Raw genomic sequence first — 19,962 nt, 5'->3', positions numbered from 1 at the left:
GGCAGGACACAGTGAAGCTAGGACTCTCCAAACCAAGCTTCAATCAATAGTTTGATGCCCTCTTGTATTTCATTGCAGGTAAGTGAGCCATAGCCAAGCAGTACTGTGGGATACTTGCCGGTTGTCTGATACCTGTACCTAGAGGTTCCATACACTTGTACACCATGCAATAATCCTTGCTCAATGAGTTCGGACTCCAATTTATTTGTTTTTATGGTAACGAATGCATGCAGTCCCGTATCTTTGCTCTCTGCCTCTACAAAATAGCATTGATTTTGAGCGATGGCTTCAAAAAACGCTTTTCTCTTCTGTTCATATTGCTTTCTCATTTTTTGAAGATGCTTGAACCAATAGCCATCCGCTAAGTACTGAGCAAAGGTTAGTTGATCAAGTCTCGGGACGGGCTGATCGTATTCAGTTATCTTAGAATGAAATAATGACAATAAGTCTGATGGAAGCACCATGTAGCTTATATTGGTTACCGGTAAAAGAGATTTGGAGATGCGGCCGATATAAATGACCTTGTCCGGAGCCAGACTTTGAATGGACGCCATGTAGCCATCCTCATACTTGTATTCCCATTCATAATCATCTTCCATGATAAAAGCGTGACAAGAAGCCCATTTCCTTAATTCTAGTCTTTTTGCCTGGGACATCACCATTTTATTGGAAAACTGTTGAGAAGGACTCACATAAAGCATGTTCACCGGACTGTTCTCAAGCTCTTGACTGTCTACACCATCTGCTCCCAGCGGTATTCCAAGCACATGAAAGCCATGGTTCCTAAAAGTATTTCTGGCGCCGTCGTAGCCCGGGTCTTCTACACCTATCACATACTCGTCTTTATTTAGGAGTTCGCATAGCAAGGATACTAGCTGTTGAGGGGTAGTGCCGATAATCATTTGCTCCGGAGCTGAAATGACACCTCGTGTTTCAAAAAGCAAACGTGACAGTTCGGTTCTTAAACTCAGCTCACCTTGAGCAATACCTTCAACTTCATAGTAGGTTTGATATTGCGCTATGATGAGATTACGAGCTTTGTTCCATTGATGGAACGGAAATGCGGACAGCTCTATATTGCCATATCGAAAATCAATTTTTATTTGCGAGCTCTTCGGAGTGCTATGACGGGAGTTAGGATCATTGTCCGGCTTTTCAAAAACATGAACGATAGTATATCCTTTTTTGGGGATGTTGCTTATATAGCCTTCCGATACGAGAAGCTGATAGGCGCTCTCCACCGTATTTTTACTTACCTTGAGCGTTTGAGCCATGCTTCTAATGGAAGGCAGAAACGTACCATTGGGTAATTGACCCTGCATGATGCCTTGTTTAATATAGCTATAAATTTGAAAAAACAACGGCCTTTGATTTGAAGAGTAATCCAATGCAAGCTCAAGCAAGCTATCGCCTCATTTCCAGACGTAAAAAAAGCCACCGCCGACAGTGACTCTAACGTATTTGCTACTTTATAGGTATACCTTCATTATTTCGTCTCAAGAAATATTAAGTCATATAAATATGTATTATACCTATGACCTAAGGAGTTGTAAACTTAGCTGGTCATAGCTATAGCCTCGGGCATACCTTTTTGGTTTGCTGAATAGACCTTTACAAATAGCGTGAAGGAGGAACGGAATTGGCTAACCTGTTAAGCGGATTATTCGGTAACTATTCAGAGGTGTCCATCCAAGAACTGACGAACCAATATGGGGCGTATCTCATGCCTGATGAAAAAATTCAGATGGGATTTAAGCTTATAAGAGATACTTTTATCGTTACAGATGAGAGACTTATATTCATTGACCATCAAGGCGTCACTGGCAAAAAGACAAGAATTGCTTCTATTCATCTGGATTCTATCTATGAGGTCACTATGGAAACCGCAGGAACAGGCTTTGATGACAGCGAGCTAACGATCCATTATATAACGTCACCTTATTATAAAGCGACCAATCTGCAAGTCTCTTCATACAAATTTGAGTTTGGAAAAAAGTTCAATCTACAGCCCTTCTATGTGGCATTGTTGACCATTGCACATCATAATCATAAAAGGTTAAATGCCTAAACGCACAGACGAATCAAGAGAAGGCATTTTCTCTTACGACAATAAATCGCGAGGGCAAATGCCTTCAACTTGTATTCTCTCTCTTCATTATAGCTTTACTTCAATACACAAGCTCGCGAAAATGCTTGACGGTATGAAAAGAAATGAAATTGCCGTTATGTGCGCTGTAAGCCCGCTCATCGCCCGACCGGCTGAGGATATGCAGGTCCTCCCCGTCAAACGCCATTGCAGCGTAATGACGGGACTGCCTGGCCGAAGGTCCTGCCACCACTAGTCCGGCAAAGCACCAATCGATGCAGTTTTTGGAAAAATGAAGCTGCATTCTCGACCTTTCGTTGTTCGGCAGATTGTAGCGGTCATCTGGCAGCCGTTCTGCTTTGGTCATGCTGTCGGTCGCCTGCGTACTCAATAGCCAGTAAAGACGGGTCACATCGTCATAGAGGATGTGAAATTTCATTTGCCCTCCCGGACAAGGGACGTACACTACCCGTTTCCCAGAAGGAACCTGCTCCAGCTTGGTAATCATCGAACCGTCCTCCTGCTCGACGACCTTGGCGATGGCGGCATAGCCGCTTCCTCCCGTATGAGCCCGCATCCATAAATGGAATGTTCGCCCACTCGGATCATGCCAATAATGATCGGGATCTACAAACTGCACCACATTGGTCTCTAGCCACCCCGCCGCTGCGCATCCCCTGCCCGGAGCGATATCGATATACCGCTTAGGATCTGCGTGAAAGAACGGAACTCCGAAATAATCTAACTCCTCAGTAGGAACGGCGTCACAAAAGGCAAGTTCTGAGGCGAACGTCCAGTTTTCAGTCTGCGTCAAATCCATATCTGTTTTGCCACGCAGCAGAACAGGCGCCAATTCGCCGACGGCCCAAACTTCGATTTTGTCATAAAGCTGCTTCTCCATGACCAAGTACACCGAGTCATTCGCATAATGAACATTGCATGGCGCCTGATGCCACTGGTCTTCATTCGTCAGGGATGTCGGGTCCGTCCAGCTTTCTCCTCGTCATCAGAGCGAATGATCGCTAAATCGCCATGATGGCCTAGTACATAGAGGGATTTGCCTGCAACGAAAGGCCTTGCATGACCAAACGGAAAGTCCCCTCGATGGATCCACGTTTTCCCCTTGTCATCCGACGTGAATATTTTTCCAATGGGTTGCTTCACACCGGGACCTCCAATGTCCATGGTCGCCACCAGCCTCCCCGAAGTAAGCCGAACGAGACCCGGGCTATAGCAAAAAATGGATGACGGATCATTCGATTCATACATTTTGACAAACTCGTCCGCGAGCGGTTTCATATCCGTCTACCTCCTATCCTTTAAGCGAGCCAATCATGACTCCCTGAACAAAATATTTTTGGGCAAAAGGGTAAATACATAACACGGGCAAGCTTGAAACGATGATAATTCCGTATTTGACGGATTCAGCCAAAAACGTTTTTTGAGCCATATCCTGATCCCCTATTCCCATTTCAAGCTGCTGCATCATTTGCGTCTGACTTGTAAGGATTTCTCTCAGCACCAATTGGAGAGGGATCAAATTTCTATCGTTCAGGTAAATGAGGGCATTGAAGAATGAATTCCACTGCCCGACCGCAGAGAATACGACCAGTACGGCAATAATCGCTTTGGAAAGCGGTAAAACGACCTTAGTAAAATAGCTGATGTTCCCGCATCCGTCCATTTTTGCAGCTTCGAACAGCTCGTGCGGGATGGTGGATTGAAAAAATGTCCGGGTAATGATGATATTCCACATGCTGACGCAGCCCAAAATAATAACAGTCAACGGATTATCCAGCATATGCAGATTTCGTACAAGCAAATAGGTGGGAATAAGGCCCCCGTGAATGAACATGGGAATGATAAACAGGGTAACGATAAATCCCCGCCCGACCATATCCTTCCGCGAGAATGCATAAGCGGTCATAAGCGTCAGAGAGACGCTAAGCGCCGTCCCTCCGATCGTATACAATACAGTGTTCCTATAACCGATCCATAGCTGCTTAAAGTTAAAAATCAATTCGTACCCGTTTAGATTAAACCCTTTGGGGAATAAAAAGACCCTCCCCGTTCCGACAGCGGATGGGTCGCTGAAGGAGGCGATAACGACAAAATACAGCGGGTACAGTACGATGATGAATAGGACCGCCAGAAAGGTAAAATTAACGATATCATAAACCTTATCGGCCCTGCCTCTGCGCACAACGATGCTCATGGGTCCCTCCTCAGAGAATGCCGGTCTGGCCTAATTTCTTGGCTAATTTATTGACGGTGAGCAGCATAACTAAATTAATAACCGAGTTGAACAGCCCGACCGCAGCAGAAAAGCTGAATTGAGATTGAAGCAGCCCAACCTTGTACACATAAGTCGAGATGACCTCCGATGATTGCAGATTCAAAGAATTTTGCATCAGAAAAGCTTTTTCGAACCCGACCCCCAATATACCTCCGCAGTTTAAAATCAATAAGGTTACAATGGTCGGCATAATGGAAGGCAGATCGATATACCAGGCCCGTTGAAACTTATTGGCGCCGTCTACGGTTGCCGCCTCATGCAATGAAGGGTCTACTCCCGATAACGCAGCCAAGTAAATGATGCTTCCCCAGCCCATTCCCTGCCAAATGCCCGACCAGACGTAGAGATGCGCAAAAGCATCCGGATTCGTCAATATCATGAGCGGCCCGTCGATAACCCCGATAGAATTAAGTAATTGACTGACGATTCCTAATCTAGGGGAAAGAAAGACATTCAGCATTCCCACCAAAATGACCATCGAAATAAAATGAGGCGCGTACGTTACCGTTTGCACGATATGCTTAAACTTCTTGCTTGCGGCGCTATGCAGCGCCAAGGCAAGGATGATAGGCATCGGAAACCCTGCCACCAAGGAGTACAGACTTAAAGACAATGTGTTTTTGATCAGCATCCAGAATAGATCCAATTTAAATAATCGCTGAAAATGATACAGCCCCACCCAGTCGCTTCCCCATATTCCTTTGATAGGCTTGAAATTCTCAAACGCAATCAGAACTCCATATAAGGGCACATAGTCGAAAAGAATCACATAGATCAGTGCAGGCAGCACAAGAAAATATAGACCGACATTTTCTTTGACCTTATGAAGCTTTTTACTGAACAATCTAACAGAAGTGCTCGTAGCTATAACTTGATCCGGATTCATGGTTCTCATTTCCTTTCTGCCAATGCGGACCTTAAAGACCAAATTATTTTCTAAGCTTGTTTGCAGCGTCTAGTTGTTTTTGATTCAGTTGTATGTACTCATCCAGCCCAAGGTCTTTCAGCTTTTTGGTATAAGCATCCCAATCGGCATCGACGCTTCCTTTTCCGGAAATCCAGCCTGCAACCGTCGTTTTGATGTAATCGTTGATTGACTTACTTAAATCGGCCATTCTCAGCTTTTCCGTCTCGCTCAACAGTCCGCTTGGCAAGGGAGGAAAGTTCAGTTCCTTGGCTGGCAAAAATTTCTTATAAATATTTATATATGCCCACTCTCGCGTACCTTCTTTTGTAAAATTGGTATTGACGATCTTGTTATTGAACATATCTTCGTCAAGAAGCGCTATACCGTAGTTACCTAGTCCCTTATCCGCATCCGCAACCTCAGACGCCGGCGTCAATAACTCATATTTGCCTTCCGCATTTTTCTTCCACATCACACCCTGACTTCCGTAGTTTTCCGATAAAGACCACTCCGGATCGGCCAGCAACTCCGCTAGTCTTGCTGATGCAACGGGATACTTGTTGTTTTTGAAGATAACGAAGTTTCTCGGCCAAATGCTTTTCGTTTGTCGGCGAATATAAGGATCCTTGCCATTAGGCGACTTCAAAGGGGCCATTGGATACCACCACTTACCGTCCGTGCTATTTTGCCCTTGGTCCAAGAATGAGGTCATTGAACCGACTAAAGGAGGATTGGATGAAATGGCTGCCGTATATTTGCCCCAGTCATCGGTGAAGGCTTCCGGAACCATCAGTCCATTTTTATATAAATCAGCCATATATTGGATCGGTTCCTTCAAGTCGGGATTCGTCGCCTGCGATTTGAACTTTCCGTCCTCCACAATAAAGTAGCTGCCGGGGATATACACGCCAAATGTCCCGTAAATGTCAAACTGACCGCCGATATTACTGCCATATAGAGCGTAGTATGGAATGACGTTTTTAGGGATCGAACCTTTTCCTGCATTATTTTTGAAAGCCAAGAGCACGTTTTTAAATTCTTCCGTCGTCTTGGGAATCTGAAGTCCGAGCTCATCCAACCATTTTTGGTTGATAAACCATTGATCGCGCAAATTATAGGAGGTTTCATTAATAACCGCGTAAGGAAAGCCGTATAATTTGCCGTCCGGCATCATCGCCTGAAGCTTCAAGCCGGGGTTTGCACTAAAAAATTTTTGCCATGTTGGGGTATAGGGCAATAATTTATCGATACCGATTATATCTCCGGCTTCGATAGCATCGGTCATGGACTGATCCGAAGCGTCCATTCTTAGCCCGATATCCGGATAATCACGGCTGCTGAACATCAAATTTGTTTTTTCCACATCACTGTATAGTTTCAAGTTAATCTTTATATTCGTTTTTTCTTCTATTTTTTTCCATATACTATACTTGGTAATATCACCCATATGGGCACCATACGCAATTCCTACCGTTAATGTAATCGGTTCTTTGGTGATTGGATATCCCGTTGCGTTCGTTATTCCGCCGTCCAGCTTGGTGCTATCGGAAATCTCATGTTCAGGTTGATTCTCAGAATTCTTTGTATCCGTACAGCCTATCAATGTTCCACCGATGAGCACGGTACTTAGTATGCTGGCAATAGCTTTATTCCCCATCGAATAGTCCCCCTTGTATAGATCTATGGTTTTGCAATAAAGCAGCATCTACCATTGTTCGAATCTCACGCTCCATACCTCTCAGCTGCTCAATTTCCAGCTTCATCGAAGCGGTCAGGCTTCCGGTATTGCTGGAACGAGCCTGCAGTTGGATGGGCAAGCCTTCCAAGCCCAGATAATATTTGGCATTTAGCGGATAAGGCTGGCGTTCTATGCTTGACGCCAAGCCGAGGAATTGCTGCAGCCTGGCTGCTGCTTCAGGTCGGCTCCGCACTAGCCGCATCAGGCTGACGTACAAGTCGGGGTGGAAATTGGCCATCACCCCGCTGTATCCGGATGCCCCGGCCTGCAGCGACATCAGCAGAGTGGCTGCATTTGCGTTGAATAGTTTTAGCCGGGTCCCCTGAACGGCGTCCAGTTTGGTTGTAAGCTGATCGGGATCACAACTGGTATCCTTCAAAAACAGGAACCGCTCGGTATCCGCGCACCACCGAAGCAGCTCGGGAGTTAGCAGCCGCTTATAAGGATGTGGACACTCGTAGATGCCGAAGATCGTCTCAGGGATTTGGCGCAGCAGCTGCTCAGCATGTCGCTTCCAAACGTCGTCAGGTTCTTCCTTTCCAGCTAGCCGATTGCTGACGATGACAAAAGCATCGATCCCTGTCGCCGATATGGCACCTATTTCTTTCGCCTGATCCTGCAGCGAATCCGATATATGTCCCGAGGCGATGACCTGAACGCGTCCTGCCGCCTGTTCGACCACAAACCGGGCCAGTTGCACCCGTTCATCCAGCGATAAATGAAACATTTCGCTCGATTGGCATACCGCGAAGAGGCCGTCGACGCCTTTGGCAATGTACCATTCGATCAGGTGCTCCAGCGCTTCGTAATCGATTTCTTTCGTTTCCGTAAACGGTGTAATCATTGTAGGCCAGACGCCATCCTTCAACATGTTTCGTACCCCTTTTTTCCTGTATTGTGCTTCAGACTCCATTTCAACAGAATGTTTCGTCTAGCCTTTACGTTCTATCACGATGGCCTAAACCGGTTGTTAAACTGCTTTCTCCCCCATTCTACTGCCATTATGATGTTTCCGGACCCGGCAGGTGTCACGGATTTAAATGTGATTGTGATGTTGCTCTTGTCGGCGGTAACCGAAGAAATTCCAGTCATATTGGCATCGGCTGATAACGCCGAAGCCATATACCACTCAGGGGCAATGCCTAGCAGGTGGGGTACATAGTAAGTGATATTGCCGCCGTTTACCGTAACGATAGACCGCTGCCCTGTGAATACAATTTCATCACCGATATATGAGGATTGCGACGGGTACGATACAGAGTCCCACACTTTGGTCAAAGCAGTATCCGTCTCCGGCGAATCTACCTTATCCCAATATTCGAACGTGCCTTGCGGATACAAGTCGTATGTGTACTCAAACACGCAATAGTTCGTATATTTGGGACGACGAAAATACAGCCAGTAATTACCGGCAGCGTCGGCATACACAGCAAATTTCGCGAACAAATCCCCCGATCCGTTAAACCCGTCTCCGTCAACCGTAAATACTGGTTTAAACCCTCCCGCCTCATTGCCTCTAACTCCGAAAGCAAATTCGGCTGATGCAGTACGGTAAGATGCTTTGCCGTAATCTGTAACCGTTCTGACTCGACCGCTGAATAACGATTTATCCGTTCCTATACGACACACCCGAAACCATTGAGCATAGTTTTGTACACCGGGCTTAGGTTCACCTATATCCCGAAGCTTCTGGTATCGAAGATCGCGCCATGTATTTTTCCAATCCTCCGCTTTGCTTAAATGAGAGGTTCTTACCGGCCCGTCGAAATTAATGATTCCAGACGTTTCCGGATCATCGATTTGGATGAATCTGCCAGTAAATCCCGCTCCTTCCGGCGGCGTCTCGCATCTGAAAATACCGCTCGAGTCACGAATAGTGCCATTTTTGCCAAATCTAATGCCAATCGAGCCACCTGATGTCCAAATATTCACTTCCAAAATGGCATTATATATTTCATGCAGAGCGTTGTTATAAGCATTGTCTCCGACTAGCATCCCGATCTGACCATCCCGAACATTTAGGGAGACATTGCGGAACGTAGTATAGCCATACGATGGCATGTTAGATGTTCCCGGTTGACGTTTGAATACGATATGGCGCTTACAGTTACTGATTGAGACATTTTCCAGTGTCGTTCCTTCAACCCAGAAATTACGGGTATGTAGTACAAGGCCATCGCCGCCTGTAAAACCGTACAGACTTACATTGCGAAGCTTGAACCCATACGTATCCGAGATTTCAACTGCAATCGAATTTGGATTGTTTCCTCCGTTTATGGATAAATCCGTAATGGCATGGCTAGTACCTACAGCTCCGCTCCACGTGGTCGAATTTCTCCAGTAACGGAACAAGCAGCCTGCCCCATTCCACTGTAGGTTTGTAACGCCAACCCCTTCTCCGCAAATAATTACATTTGGAGGCAAGTCTATATTACCTCCCGATGCTGTAAAGTCGTACGTACCGGCGGGAAGCAGCACCGTCCCCCCTTCTCGGCTGCTAATTCCAGAACAGACTTGACCGCTGCAGTCGGATCCGTGAGCCATAAACCCGAATCATCAACGCGCCAGATCGGTTTGACGCCACCAATCAAGCTTGCACCGCTGGTTTGGCCCAATGCTTTTTCAAGCCCAGTCTGATATACAGCCATCCATGCGCTTTCACTAATGCCTCCGTCAGCAAGCGGGTTATCTGCTGTAGTCGTGTGCGGTCGTGCTCCGGCCCACCGATATCCGGTTGTGATGCCATCTGGTGTGGTTACTTCCAGCACTTCCCACTCCTGCGTGATTCGTACCTGAGGTCTGAACACACCACGGGCTCGGATAAAACTGCCTGCCGGATGATCCGGTTCACCATGATTTCCATAAACAGTATCAGAGACGGAGGAGGATTCCCTGGCACTTGCTCCTCCTGCAGAAACTCCATATAGAAGTGCTGCTACTCCGGCCATGCCCATTGAAGCAAGCAGTTTTCTTCGGGTTAACGTCTCCTTTAAATCTTTCTCATCGGAATCCTTCTCATCGGTCATGTTTCTTTCCTCCTCAGCATGTTTAAAGCATCACGAGAACATAGGCTAGCTCTCTTGTCCATCCAAAAGCTTGTAAAATCATGCTCGCTATTTAGTTCCTCCTGCAGAAATAATGCGTGTGAATTGTAATCGTTTGCATATGCATATTACGAATCGATCGCTTTTTCAAGCTAGCAGATGTACGCTGAAAACGTAAATAGGCCGTTAAATGGCGATATGCCATTCTTCAGCAAAGCCTGTTTGCCCAAGCAGCATAACCTCTAACTTGCTGCCAAATGGATATACCGCCTTCTGTATAGCTGCCCGCAACAAAAGAACCGGCTCCCGATTAGGCATCGATGATGCGCTATCGGAAAGCCGGTCTATCCATTTCTATTGTATGGCATAAGTACAATTTTGTACCCCTTAAATACTTTTGTACTTGCGAAACCCTCCCGGAGTCGTCCCAACTTCTTTCTTAAACTTCCGAACGAAACTGGATACGTCGCAATAGCCGATCTCAGAAATAATCTCAATCAGCGGTTTCTTGGTCGAGCTTAGAAGCTGTTTTGCTTTTTCAATACGCAGATAATTGATGTAATCGGAAATGCTTTGGCCGAAGCATTTCTTGAAATAATAGCTTAAGTTGGAAAGAGACATGTTAAAATGATCTGCCATGCTCTGAACTGTAAAGTTCGTATCGTGATAGTTCGTTTCTAAATAGGCGACCCATTGCCGCAGCAGCTCGTCATCCTGCTTCTCGCGATTATCTTTAATGTAATTGCACAGAGTCTGACAAACATCCGTGATGCTCTGTCCAAGCTCTTTCACCGTTTCAAATTGGGCTAGGGATAGGACGTCTATATCTCCTTTGTCTAGGCCTACGAACTTTTTATTGATCTGCTGCATCGCTTTCAGCACCGTATTGATAATATCGAAGCATAGACAACGGGCTTCGAACAATGCTATGTCACACTCGGTTATTTTGCTCACAAGCTCCTCCACAATGAAGGAAATTTGGTCCGTATTACCTTCTATAATAGAAATCTCCAGCGCTCTTAGTTCTTCTACCGGGTAAGGAAAACCAGATCCGGCGGCGATACGGATGTCTTCAAAGTAAATGATTTGATCTGTTCCCTTGACCAATCGGTAATCGAGCGCCGTGTACGCTTCAAGACACGATTTGCCGATCTGTCCTGCTGCCTCGTACGGATTGCCGACACCAACCGCAACATGAGAGTGCAGCTCATTCGTTAATAGCTGCTGCATATCCGCTAAGGTATTCTGCAGCATTTGACGGTCCGATTCCCGGCCGCAGGCCAGTATGAAAATCAAGCGATTGTCGATATTTATGCGGCCATAGCCTTCGATTTCGCTAGGAAGCACCTGTTCCAATAGTGCAGGAAGCATAGAAGCCGTCACTTTCTGCTGCGGTTCCAAAGCAGCAGCTGAGAAGATAACGACACGAAAGAATGGATGGCTAAAGGAAAGGCCAAAATCACTGCCTTTTTCGTTAAACGCTTCGGCATGCGGGAAAACCCCGCTGAGCAGATGGGTCAACAGGTAATCTTTAACTGCGCTATGATTGCTCTTGACCTGATCTTTCAGTATCTTATTCGTATGATTGATCCGGTTTATTGTCATCCTTACCGCATCGAACTCATTTCCGGTTTCCGCTACACTTCCTGTCTCCCTTTCAGCAAACAAGCGCAGCTGGCGAATAGGCCGATAGTTTAAGCGCATGTTGAACAAGATGGCCATTCCACCTGCAAGCACAATAACTAGAAGTGCTCCAAGGAAAGCATCCTTGGCGGCATATACTTGGCTCATTGCTTCTTTTACGGGCATGACCATAAAATAGCTCCAGCCGGTTTCCGAGGACTGGATGTAAGAAACAAAATGGGACGAGGAACCTATATTCGTGATAAGAGAATGTTCGGTCTGACCCGGTTGAATGAAATTCATTAAATCCTGTTCTTGAGGTCGATTATTCTCTTTCGACGCAGCGACGATCTTGCGCTCCGGATTTATTGCTATGATATTGCCTTTATTGCTGCTCATCATTTGTTCAAAAGCATGCTGTTTGATAATAAACAATACCATGCGTTTGTCGTAATTAGAGCTGTTGGGTACAAGATAGCTTACAACCTGGCCCAATTCTCCTCCGCCGGCGTCACTATCCGGTACCCACACCCCATTGCCGTCTATGTCTCGGGCTGCGGTTAAAAATTGCTCCTCTGAAACCGCACCTCCATAATAGACTGCCAAAAATTCTTTCATGGTATAAGTCCTCGTTGAGGAAACAAATTTATTTAATTGTTTGTAATAAACGACGACATCGCTTATAAAGTTATTTCCGGAAATATAGCTTTTTAATTGGCGAATCCCTTTGGAAGTAGTATACGGGCCATCACTGATTTGCTGTGTGGTAAGGTCCGGATTGTTATAAATTTGGTAGGCAACCGTATTCATGCCTGCAATATGATGATCTACCGCAGTTACGACGTGTTGGAGAATATTGACGTTATTCTTGATTACTTCTTCTTTCAACTGATGGAAAAAGTAATTGTAAACCAGTAGGGTGATGATCGAGAGAGGAATAGCCAATACCAGCATATACGAAAACAAATAGCGCAGAAACAGTCGGTTTGTTTGCAAAACGTTTCGTTGTGGCCAGAACAATAGTTACACCCCGCTTTGGTAGCTTCTTACGCTCTTGCATTCCATCATGATGCGTTCACAGAATTCTGTTCGCAATCAAGAATTGATTACGCTTTCAAGGTTGGTCGTATTCAATATAGCATATCCTTCATTCATTGTATATTTCATCCATCATGGATTTGCCTTTTTAGAACAATGAACCATGTCTCTACAATCGCATATTTACTAAGCGATATTCTTTTTGTTATTGTTAGGATATTTAGAGATATAGAAATAACCGATGAACCATAAGTGAAAGGGGAGATAGAGTCGTGAACAATAAAGCCGGTTTGCTTCTCATCGTCACATTATGGAATGCCATCTTCTTATCGGGATGTAAACAATCGGTCATTTCTAATTCCAACAACGCTTCAGGCAGCTACGTAGAAACGACCGGCAACCAGATCATGGAGAACGGCATCGCCGTCAATTTGACCGGATATCCTATTGTCAATCAGCCCATTACACTGAAAACCGTGGTGGTTACTTCCTATAAAGGTGACTACAATCAATCGAAGTTTTTTCAGGAACTGGAGAAGAAGAGCGGAATTCATCTCGATATTAAGCAAATCTCCGTCGATAATAGGGATAAATTGAATTTAATGTTTGCTTCGCGTCAGTATCCAGATCTCCTGCTTCGTTCCGACGCATCTGCGCATCAAATCGCCACTGCGCAAAGTGCCGGGGACATCATCCCTTTTTCAAGCCTGCTGCAGTATGCACCCAATTGGATAAAAGCGCTCGAGTCAAATCCAGCGGCAAAAAAGGCGATGACAGCCGCAGACGGTAGCATTTACAGCTTAGGGCTTGTTCAACAAAATCCCGTTTATTTGGGCATACGCGATCAATGGTTGATCAACAAGAAATGGTTAGATCAGCTCGGCTTGGAGATTCCGTCGACTACCGAGCAATTTGCGTATGCCCTAGGACAGTTTAAAGCAAATGCCGGCAACGGAGTTATTCCGAAAGATGTGATTCCCTATTATTTTCGCTGGGATCAATACGTAGGCGGTCAACTGGATTTATATGGCGGCTCCTTCGGCCTCTTGGTACCGGATGACACCTATGTGGCGGTCGAGAACGGCAAAGTCCTCTTCCAAGCACTCAACCCCGAGATCAAAAAGCCCTTGGCTTATTTGCATCGGCTCTATAAGGACGGTTTGATTCCTCCCGAAGTATTTACGGACGACTGGGGAGCCTATTTTGCCAAGCTAGTAGCCAAGCCGGAGATGGTCGGTTCCATTGAAGCCTACAGCAATCCCAATCCTGACGTTTATGTCCCCATGCTTCCTCCCGCAGCCGAAAGCACCCAAAGGCAGCTGTACCGGCAGCAAACATGGATTGTCCGGAATAATCAATTTACTATTTTCAAAAATAATAAGTATCCCATCGCCTCTGCACGCTTGGCCGATCTGCTAGCTGATCCGGATTGGTCTGTCCAGGAAACGTACGGTTTGTTCGGAGCAGGCACGAGAAAAAATAGTGACGGTACTTTTGACATTATGCCGGAAACTGGAGACGAAGGTGAGGTTCCCAATGTGGACGCGGTCTCGGCCGTTACACCGGATTTGGCATCTAAGCTCCGCTACTTGCCTGGAAACAGCAATTATTACCGATCTAAAGCCGTAGCGTTGTATGAACCGGTTATCGCTCCGCTCGACAAGTTTTTTCCGGATTATGTAACTTATTCACCTGACGACCGCGACAAACTCACACAATTGCAGATAAATGTCAAAGATTATGTGAGACAGACCTTCATTCGATGGGTCGTACAAGGAGGCGTCGATCAAGAATGGGATGCCTATGTCGCGAAGCTCAAAAGCATGCATGCAGATGAAATGATTGCTATCATGCAGAAAGGGCTGGATGACTACAACAAACCATAAGATTAACCAATGAATATTGCAATTGCAGCTGAAACAGCCCCAACATCATGTTGTATAAAGGAAAAGAAACCAACGCCACCAACATGGTTATTGGTTTCTTTTTACTTCCTTCATTCAGGGAAGACTCAACTCAGGGCGTGAAAGATAAAGTTAATAAGAAACAGACCTGCAATCAAATATAAAGGAAGTGAGATTTCCTTCGCTTTCCCCATAGCCAGCTTCAAAATAACATAAGCCATAAAACCGAACGCCATTCCATCGACAATACTGTATGTCAGAGGAATTAATGCCACAATAAGAAAAGCAGGGAATCCTTCCGAGAACTGTGTAAAATTGATACGCTGTACTCCGGCAATCATTAAACCGCCGACAACAATTAATATCGGAGAAATGGCACTATCCGGAATCAGCTTAATGACTGGAATGCAGAACAACGAGACCAAGAACAAAATGCCTGTTGTGATGGCAGTCAGTCCTTTTCTTCCCCCTGCCGATATCCCCGCGGCGCTTTCTACTGTCGACACTGTAGGACTCGTTCCAAAAATTCCCGCAGTAATAACAGATATCGCATTAGCCTGCAAGGAGCGGGTAAATTTCTGAGGAGCTTCCACCATTCGCAGATGACCGTGAATCATTCCGATATTTTCAAACACAATGACCAGCGCCAATGTAAAGGCTGCAACCCAAAATGTCGCCGAGGCTATGCTATCGAAAGATAAAGCTCCAAATACCTCCAAGTATACTTTCATCGAAAGATGCTCGCTGGTAGCTTTACTCAAAGTCACTTGACCTAATCCAATGGCCAGTAATGTGCCCGCCGCTATGGTAATCAGGAAATTCCCAGGTACATTGCGAATGAACAGCACAAGAGCAATAATCAGCGTTACCAATGTCAGAATCGTATGAGGGTCCGCGAAATTACCTAACGCTACGAACGTTTTTTCACTGGCTACTACAATACCGCCTTTTTGCAGGCCGATAAACGTAAGGAATAATCCTATGCCAACCGTTGTCGCCTCTTTTAGCGAATCAGGGATGGATTGTGAAATCGATAGAGCAAGCGGCGTAAAGGCAACGATAACAAATAAGATTCCCGACACGCAAACCGCACCTAATGCTTCCTGCCATGTTAGTCCCATCGTCTGAACGATCGTGTACGTAAACAGCGCATTGATCCCCATTCCAGGCACTAGGATAATCGGAGAATCTGCCCATAATCCCATAAGCAGGCAGCCGACAAAAGATGTTAGTGCAGTAGCAATAATGCCCGCTTCAAGCGGAATACCTGCGTCCTCCAATATGGATGAATTAACGGCAATAATATACACAATCGTGAAAAAGGAAATGACGCCTGCAAGGAGTTCTTTTTGTACTGTGGTCCGCAATGTTCCAGCATTCTTAATCCGACCGGCTTGTTTACTCATTCATGCTGATCCTTCCTTCTATTTAGCCCCTCGCCCACCCTTTGCTTCAAAAACAACGTTTAAGATACTGAAACCGAATTAGTGACAACAATCCTATTCTCAAGCATCGGCTTGATATGACCAAGCTTTCGAATATGCTCAATCACGAGATCACGCATGATCATCGAAGTATCTTTAACGTGAGCAGCAGCTCCAAATGCTGTAAAGCCATCTCCGCCTTTGCAAGTAAAATCATCAGAGGCAATTTTGTACGTACGGCTTTCATCCAGTGGCTGTCCGTTGATCAACACTTCTACGAGACGTTCGCTGGATTCGGCTGACGGATCGATCACTATCGTCACTCCTGACTGCTCCAGTACCCCGGCACTCATTCTTGCGCTTTGCTCCAGTACTTCCTTCAGTTCACGCCCTGTCATATCCATGACGAGAACATTATTGTTGAATGGAACGACACTAATGATATGTCCGACCGTGATATCTCCCTGTTCTACGTCCGCACGTAAGCCCCCAGGGTTTGTGAATACTACATCCGCCTCTGTATAGAGTCGAACGGCATCGGTAATGATGTTCCCAAGCACCGATTCGCCAAAATAATTCCGGGTTAGCGCCTCCTCGGCGTAACCGATTTTTTGATCGATTAGCTGCTTCAGACGATCATCCCAATACTGCACACGTGCCGCAACGACTGGATCCGGTTTGATCTGGTCCGAATAAATCGGCTCCAGATGTCCTTCATATGAAGTAATCTTCCTTATCGACTTGTCAACCTTCAGCTTCAAATAACCGACGAACGTACCAAGTCCACGAGTTGAACAAAGCATTGTTCCCGTTTCCTTTACTAAATAAGGCTTTAGGATGGATTTGTGGGCATGCCCTGTAATCATTAAGTCAATGCCTTTGATGTTACGACACATGCGCACATCCTCTTCAAAATCTTCCTCTACATGAACCTCGCGATCTGTGGTCGATTGCTCGGCAGGAACTCCTTCATGGGCAAGCACAATAACCAGATCCACATGGGGTCTCAACAGGTTTACATATTCTTGCAGAAGCGACTCCTGTTCTCGGAAGTCCAGATCTTGAACTAGATCGACTTGTATCGTTTCATAGCCGGCTTTTTTCCCATGAATGCCGATCACTGCGATTTTCAAGCCGCCCTTTTCCAATATTTCATATGGTTTGGCAAATAAAATATTAGTTCCTTTATAGAATATGCTGCCTGATAAAAAAGGAAATTGCGCTTGAGCGACCAGTTTCCTTGCATTAGGAACCCCGTGATCAAATTCATGGTTTCCGATGCAGGAGGCATCAAATCCGATAGCATTAAATAAATCGACTGGAGCCTCTCCATTCGTAAGAAAGCTGATCGCAGGACCAGTGATAATATCCCCGGCGTCCAGGACAAGGACATTCGGTTCACTTGCCCGTATCTCGTTGATATAGGAAGCCATGTAAGCAGCGCCGCCCATCATAGGTTCCCCCTCGATCCACGTTGCTTTCACAGGCTTATCTTGTGCATGGAAATCATTAGTATACAAAATGGTTAGTTCTATTGGGTTCGACATTCGCATTCTCCCCTATTCTTTGTTTAAAGCTGACCTTTTCAGCCGCTCCGCGTTTTGCTTCTCCTTAAACAATCTCGCATTTTGGTTAAATGCAGGCTGACCAGAAACATCTGGCCCTACCAGATTGCTTTGCCCCGTCCCGGTTACAGGCAACCGCGCGCCGTCTATAGCCGGGTCGACGTACTGAAGGAACCAACAATCCAACTGATTCCGTAATGTTCGAATCCGTTCCTGATACTCGGGATGATCGTACAAATTAGTACATTCCTTTGGATCATGATCCAGATCATAAAATTCAAACGGTCCGAAGGGGTATCGATGAATATATTTATAACGCTGAGTACGTATCATTCTTACCGGGCCATATTCGTCATAGACGACTACATGGCGCCGTTCATCGCAGCCCATCCCTTCCAAAATAGTCAGAAAGCTGTGTCCTGGTAATGGATCCGCTTGGGGATTATCAATAGATGCATACTCCAGAAGAGTTGGCATAACATCATATTGACTTAGCAGTGCCGAATGAACGCGGCCTTGCGGAATGCGACCCGGATGGCTGAAAATGGCAGGAACTTTCACTGAATTTTCGTACATGTTCTGTGGGTACGTTCCGTTTCCTTTGCCCCATATTCCGCCCTGACCGCAGCTGAAGCCGTTATCACTCATAAAGCAGATTAGCGTATTCTCACGAAGATTCAGTCGCTCCAGCTGCTCCATGAGCAAGCCGACATTATAATCCATCGCAGTAACCGCCGCGAAATAGCCCTTCAGATTGTCTCGTGGATTCGTTCGTACATCTGAAGGATTCGTCAGTTCCAGAAACCAAGGATGCTCCGGCTCCTGCGGACAAGTCTCGAACAGACAATCGTCATACATCTCCACATATTCCTTAGGATGCTCTCCGACCCATAGATGGTGGGGAGCCGTATAATGAACGCTTATATAAAACGGCTGGTCCTCCCGAGCCTGCTTATCGATAAATGCCATAGCATCCTGAGTGATCAAGTCCGTTAAGTACCCTGTTTCCTTCACTGCTTCCCCATTGCGTACCATCGTCGGATCGAAGTAATGACCTCCATCATAAATGTAGGTGTACCAATGGGAAAATCCCTTTTGTGGCGCGTAATCATTACACAAGCCCCATTTGCCGCTGATACCGCATACATATCCCGCTTTAGCAAGAAGCTCTGTATAGGCCGTATGGCCATCCAAATATTGTAGATGCGGATTGTCATTCTCCCGGATAAAATCATGAACCCCATGCTGCGAGGGCATTTTCCCTGTCAGAATGGTTGCACGAGCAGGTGCGCATACCGGAGAGCTGCAGAAAAAATTCTCGAATCGGATTCCTTGCTCTGCAAGCCGGTCCAGGTTAGGTGTCCTGATCTCTGGGTTGCCTGCGCATCCTAGTGCCCAAGGGCCTTGATCGTCAGTTAAAATAAATACAATGTTCGGCTGATTCCGGTTCATATTACAACTCCCCGATAATGCCAAGCACAAGCTTCAAAAACCTCGGCTTCACTTGCTCCGCAGCCTCCATGACCTCTTCATGCGATAAAGGCTGCTCCAATATTCCAGCCGCTTTGTTCGTAATGCAGGAGATGCCGAGAACTTCCATACCTGCGTGTCTGGCGACGATCACTTCTGGTACAGTGGACATGCCAACCGCATCAGCACCTAAGACTCTTGCCATACGAATTTCCCCGGGTGTTTCATAGGTCGGCCCCAGATTCCCCATGTATACGCCTTCACGGAATGAGAAGCTTTGGCGTCCTGCCACTTTGTGCGCCAATTGAATGAGGCGTTTGCTGTAGGCATCGGACATGTCCGGGAATCTCGTTCCAAGCTCACTGTCATTAGGACCTATAAGCGGATTGGTTCCCATAAAATTGATATGGTCGGTAATTAACATCAGGTCTCCAACCTCAAATTCCGTGTTGACTCCCCCGGCAGCATTAGTAACGATAAGCTGCTTAACACCAATAGCTCTCATTACACGTACAGGGAACGTTATGGATGATGCGGCGTAGCCTTCATACAAGTGAAAGCGTCCTTTCATCATAATGACGCTCTTCCCATTAATTTGGCCTGCTACCAGTTCCCCAGCATGGCCTTCTACAGTCGATACGGGAAAGTGAGGAATAGCATGATAAGGGATCACTTTAGCTTCCTCTATCAGATCAGCGATAAGACCGAGACCAGATCCAAGGATCAAACCGATTTCCGGTTGAAACCCTATAGTATTTTCGATAAATGTCACTGCCTCCTGGATATGCTTCTTAACATCAGACATCATTTGCACAGCACCCTTCTAATGAATTGTAAGCTTTCATTTCTATGTGATCATCATAATGC

16 protein-coding genes are annotated in these 19,962 nt (G+C 45.9%); 2 read left to right on the top strand and 14 right to left on the bottom strand.

The features are described 5' to 3' along the window. Positions 1-17: 17 nt before the first annotated feature. Positions 18-1,403 (bottom strand): MocR-like pyridoxine biosynthesis transcription factor PdxR, encoded by a 1,386-nt coding sequence (gene pdxR / locus QMA13_RS15800; protein WP_282942530.1) that lies wholly within the window; start codon positions 1,401-1,403, stop codon positions 18-20. A 236-nt stretch (positions 1,404-1,639) separates the two neighbouring features. Between pdxR and QMA13_RS15795 the strand changes: the two genes are divergently transcribed. Then, positions 1,640-2,068, top strand: a complete 429-nt coding sequence (locus tag QMA13_RS15795) for a PH domain-containing protein (protein WP_282942529.1) — start codon at positions 1,640-1,642, stop codon at positions 2,066-2,068. 100 nt (positions 2,069-2,168) lie between these two features. Here QMA13_RS15795 and QMA13_RS15790 read toward each other — a convergent pair whose 3' ends face one another. From QMA13_RS15790 to QMA13_RS15750, 9 genes are all read right to left on the bottom strand, one after another. Further along, positions 2,169-2,987, bottom strand: coding sequence for a hypothetical protein (locus QMA13_RS15790; RefSeq protein WP_282942528.1), 819 nt, complete (start codon positions 2,985-2,987; stop codon positions 2,169-2,171). Between the two features lie 68 nt (positions 2,988-3,055). Then, a complete protein-coding gene (locus tag QMA13_RS15785; RefSeq protein WP_282942527.1) occupies positions 3,056-3,385 on the bottom strand; it encodes a sialidase family protein in 330 nt (109 codons plus the stop codon). A gap of 13 nt (positions 3,386-3,398) precedes the next feature. Next, positions 3,399-4,301 carry a carbohydrate ABC transporter permease gene (locus QMA13_RS15780; protein ID WP_282942526.1) on the bottom strand — a complete coding sequence of 301 codons (903 nt, stop codon included), beginning with the start codon at positions 4,299-4,301 and terminating at the stop codon, positions 3,399-3,401. Between the two features lie 10 nt (positions 4,302-4,311). Beyond that, positions 4,312-5,268 (bottom strand): ABC transporter permease, encoded by a 957-nt coding sequence (locus tag QMA13_RS15775; protein ID WP_282942525.1) that lies wholly within the window; start codon positions 5,266-5,268, stop codon positions 4,312-4,314. 43 nt (positions 5,269-5,311) lie between these two features. Continuing rightward, positions 5,312-6,946: an extracellular solute-binding protein gene (locus tag QMA13_RS15770; RefSeq protein WP_282942524.1), complete on the bottom strand. Its 1,635-nt coding sequence runs from the start codon at positions 6,944-6,946 to the stop codon at positions 5,312-5,314. Next, entirely contained in the window at positions 6,936-7,898 is a 963-nt protein-coding gene (locus QMA13_RS15765) for a dihydrodipicolinate synthase family protein (protein WP_282942523.1), read from the bottom strand. The genes QMA13_RS15770 and QMA13_RS15765 overlap by 11 nt, the downstream gene beginning before the upstream one ends. A gap of 77 nt (positions 7,899-7,975) precedes the next feature. Next, positions 7,976-9,451: a hypothetical protein gene (locus tag QMA13_RS15760; RefSeq protein ID WP_282942522.1), complete on the bottom strand. Its 1,476-nt coding sequence runs from the start codon at positions 9,449-9,451 to the stop codon at positions 7,976-7,978. Between the two features lie 2 nt (positions 9,452-9,453). Further along, positions 9,454-10,053 (bottom strand): hypothetical protein, encoded by a 600-nt coding sequence (locus QMA13_RS15755; protein WP_282942521.1) that lies wholly within the window; start codon positions 10,051-10,053, stop codon positions 9,454-9,456. 405 nt (positions 10,054-10,458) lie between these two features. Continuing rightward, the gene (locus tag QMA13_RS15750) at positions 10,459-12,690 is read right to left on the bottom strand and encodes a helix-turn-helix domain-containing protein (protein WP_282942520.1); all 2,232 of its coding nucleotides are present in this window, start codon (positions 12,688-12,690) and stop codon (positions 10,459-10,461) included. Positions 12,691-13,004: 314 nt separating this feature from the next. On the opposite strand from QMA13_RS15750, the gene QMA13_RS15745 reads away from it, so the two are divergent. Further along, the gene (locus QMA13_RS15745; RefSeq protein WP_282942519.1) at positions 13,005-14,618 is read left to right on the top strand and encodes a type 2 periplasmic-binding domain-containing protein; all 1,614 of its coding nucleotides are present in this window, start codon (positions 13,005-13,007) and stop codon (positions 14,616-14,618) included. A 125-nt stretch (positions 14,619-14,743) separates the two neighbouring features. Here QMA13_RS15745 and QMA13_RS15740 read toward each other — a convergent pair whose 3' ends face one another. The 4 genes from QMA13_RS15740 to QMA13_RS15725 are packed head-to-tail and all read right to left on the bottom strand — an operon-like array spanning position 14,744 to position 19,900. Next, the gene (locus QMA13_RS15740) at positions 14,744-16,042 is read right to left on the bottom strand and encodes an NCS2 family permease (protein ID WP_282942518.1); all 1,299 of its coding nucleotides are present in this window, start codon (positions 16,040-16,042) and stop codon (positions 14,744-14,746) included. A 59-nt stretch (positions 16,043-16,101) separates the two neighbouring features. Then, complete coding sequence (locus QMA13_RS15735; RefSeq protein WP_282942517.1) at positions 16,102-17,607, bottom strand: bifunctional metallophosphatase/5'-nucleotidase; 1,506 nt, start codon at positions 17,605-17,607, stop codon at positions 16,102-16,104. A gap of 12 nt (positions 17,608-17,619) precedes the next feature. Further along, a complete protein-coding gene (locus QMA13_RS15730; protein ID WP_282942516.1) occupies positions 17,620-19,077 on the bottom strand; it encodes a sulfatase family protein in 1,458 nt (485 codons plus the stop codon). A 1-nt stretch (position 19,078) separates the two neighbouring features. After that, a complete protein-coding gene (locus tag QMA13_RS15725) occupies positions 19,079-19,900 on the bottom strand; it encodes a purine-nucleoside phosphorylase (protein WP_282943414.1) in 822 nt (273 codons plus the stop codon). Positions 19,901-19,962: the final 62 nt, after the last annotated feature.

It is taken from the genome of Paenibacillus sp. RC67, assembly GCF_030020805.1.
Taxonomy (GTDB): Bacteria; Bacillota; Bacilli; order Paenibacillales; family NBRC-103111; genus Paenibacillus_S.
The sequence above is the reverse complement of the archived record's forward strand: the minus strand, read 5'-3'. Positions and strand labels throughout refer to the sequence as shown.

Excerpts from the sequence above, each read along its gene's own strand:
- QMA13_RS15790 (WP_282942528.1), bottom strand. The coding sequence starts at position 2,987 with ATGGAGAAGCAGCTTTATGACAAAATCGAAGTTTGGGCCGTCGGCGAA.
- QMA13_RS15785 (WP_282942527.1), bottom strand. The coding sequence starts at position 3,385 with ATGAAACCGCTCGCGGACGAGTTTGTCAAAATGTATGAATCGAATGAT.
- QMA13_RS15780 (WP_282942526.1), bottom strand. The coding sequence starts at position 4,301 with ATGAGCATCGTTGTGCGCAGAGGCAGGGCCGATAAGGTTTATGATATC.
- QMA13_RS15775 (WP_282942525.1), bottom strand. The coding sequence starts at position 5,268 with ATGAATCCGGATCAAGTTATAGCTACGAGCACTTCTGTTAGATTGTTC.
- QMA13_RS15770 (WP_282942524.1), bottom strand. The coding sequence starts at position 6,946 with ATGGGGAATAAAGCTATTGCCAGCATACTAAGTACCGTGCTCATCGGT.
- QMA13_RS15765 (WP_282942523.1), bottom strand. The coding sequence starts at position 7,898 with ATGTTGAAGGATGGCGTCTGGCCTACAATGATTACACCGTTTACGGAA.
- QMA13_RS15755 (WP_282942521.1), bottom strand. The coding sequence starts at position 10,053 with ATGACCGATGAGAAGGATTCCGATGAGAAAGATTTAAAGGAGACGTTA.
- QMA13_RS15740 (WP_282942518.1), bottom strand. The coding sequence starts at position 16,042 with ATGAGTAAACAAGCCGGTCGGATTAAGAATGCTGGAACATTGCGGACC.
- QMA13_RS15735 (WP_282942517.1), bottom strand. The coding sequence starts at position 17,607 with ATGTCGAACCCAATAGAACTAACCATTTTGTATACTAATGATTTCCAT.
- QMA13_RS15730 (WP_282942516.1), bottom strand. The coding sequence starts at position 19,077 with ATGAACCGGAATCAGCCGAACATTGTATTTATTTTAACTGACGATCAA.
- QMA13_RS15725 (WP_282943414.1), bottom strand. The coding sequence starts at position 19,900 with ATGTCTGATGTTAAGAAGCATATCCAGGAGGCAGTGACATTTATCGAA.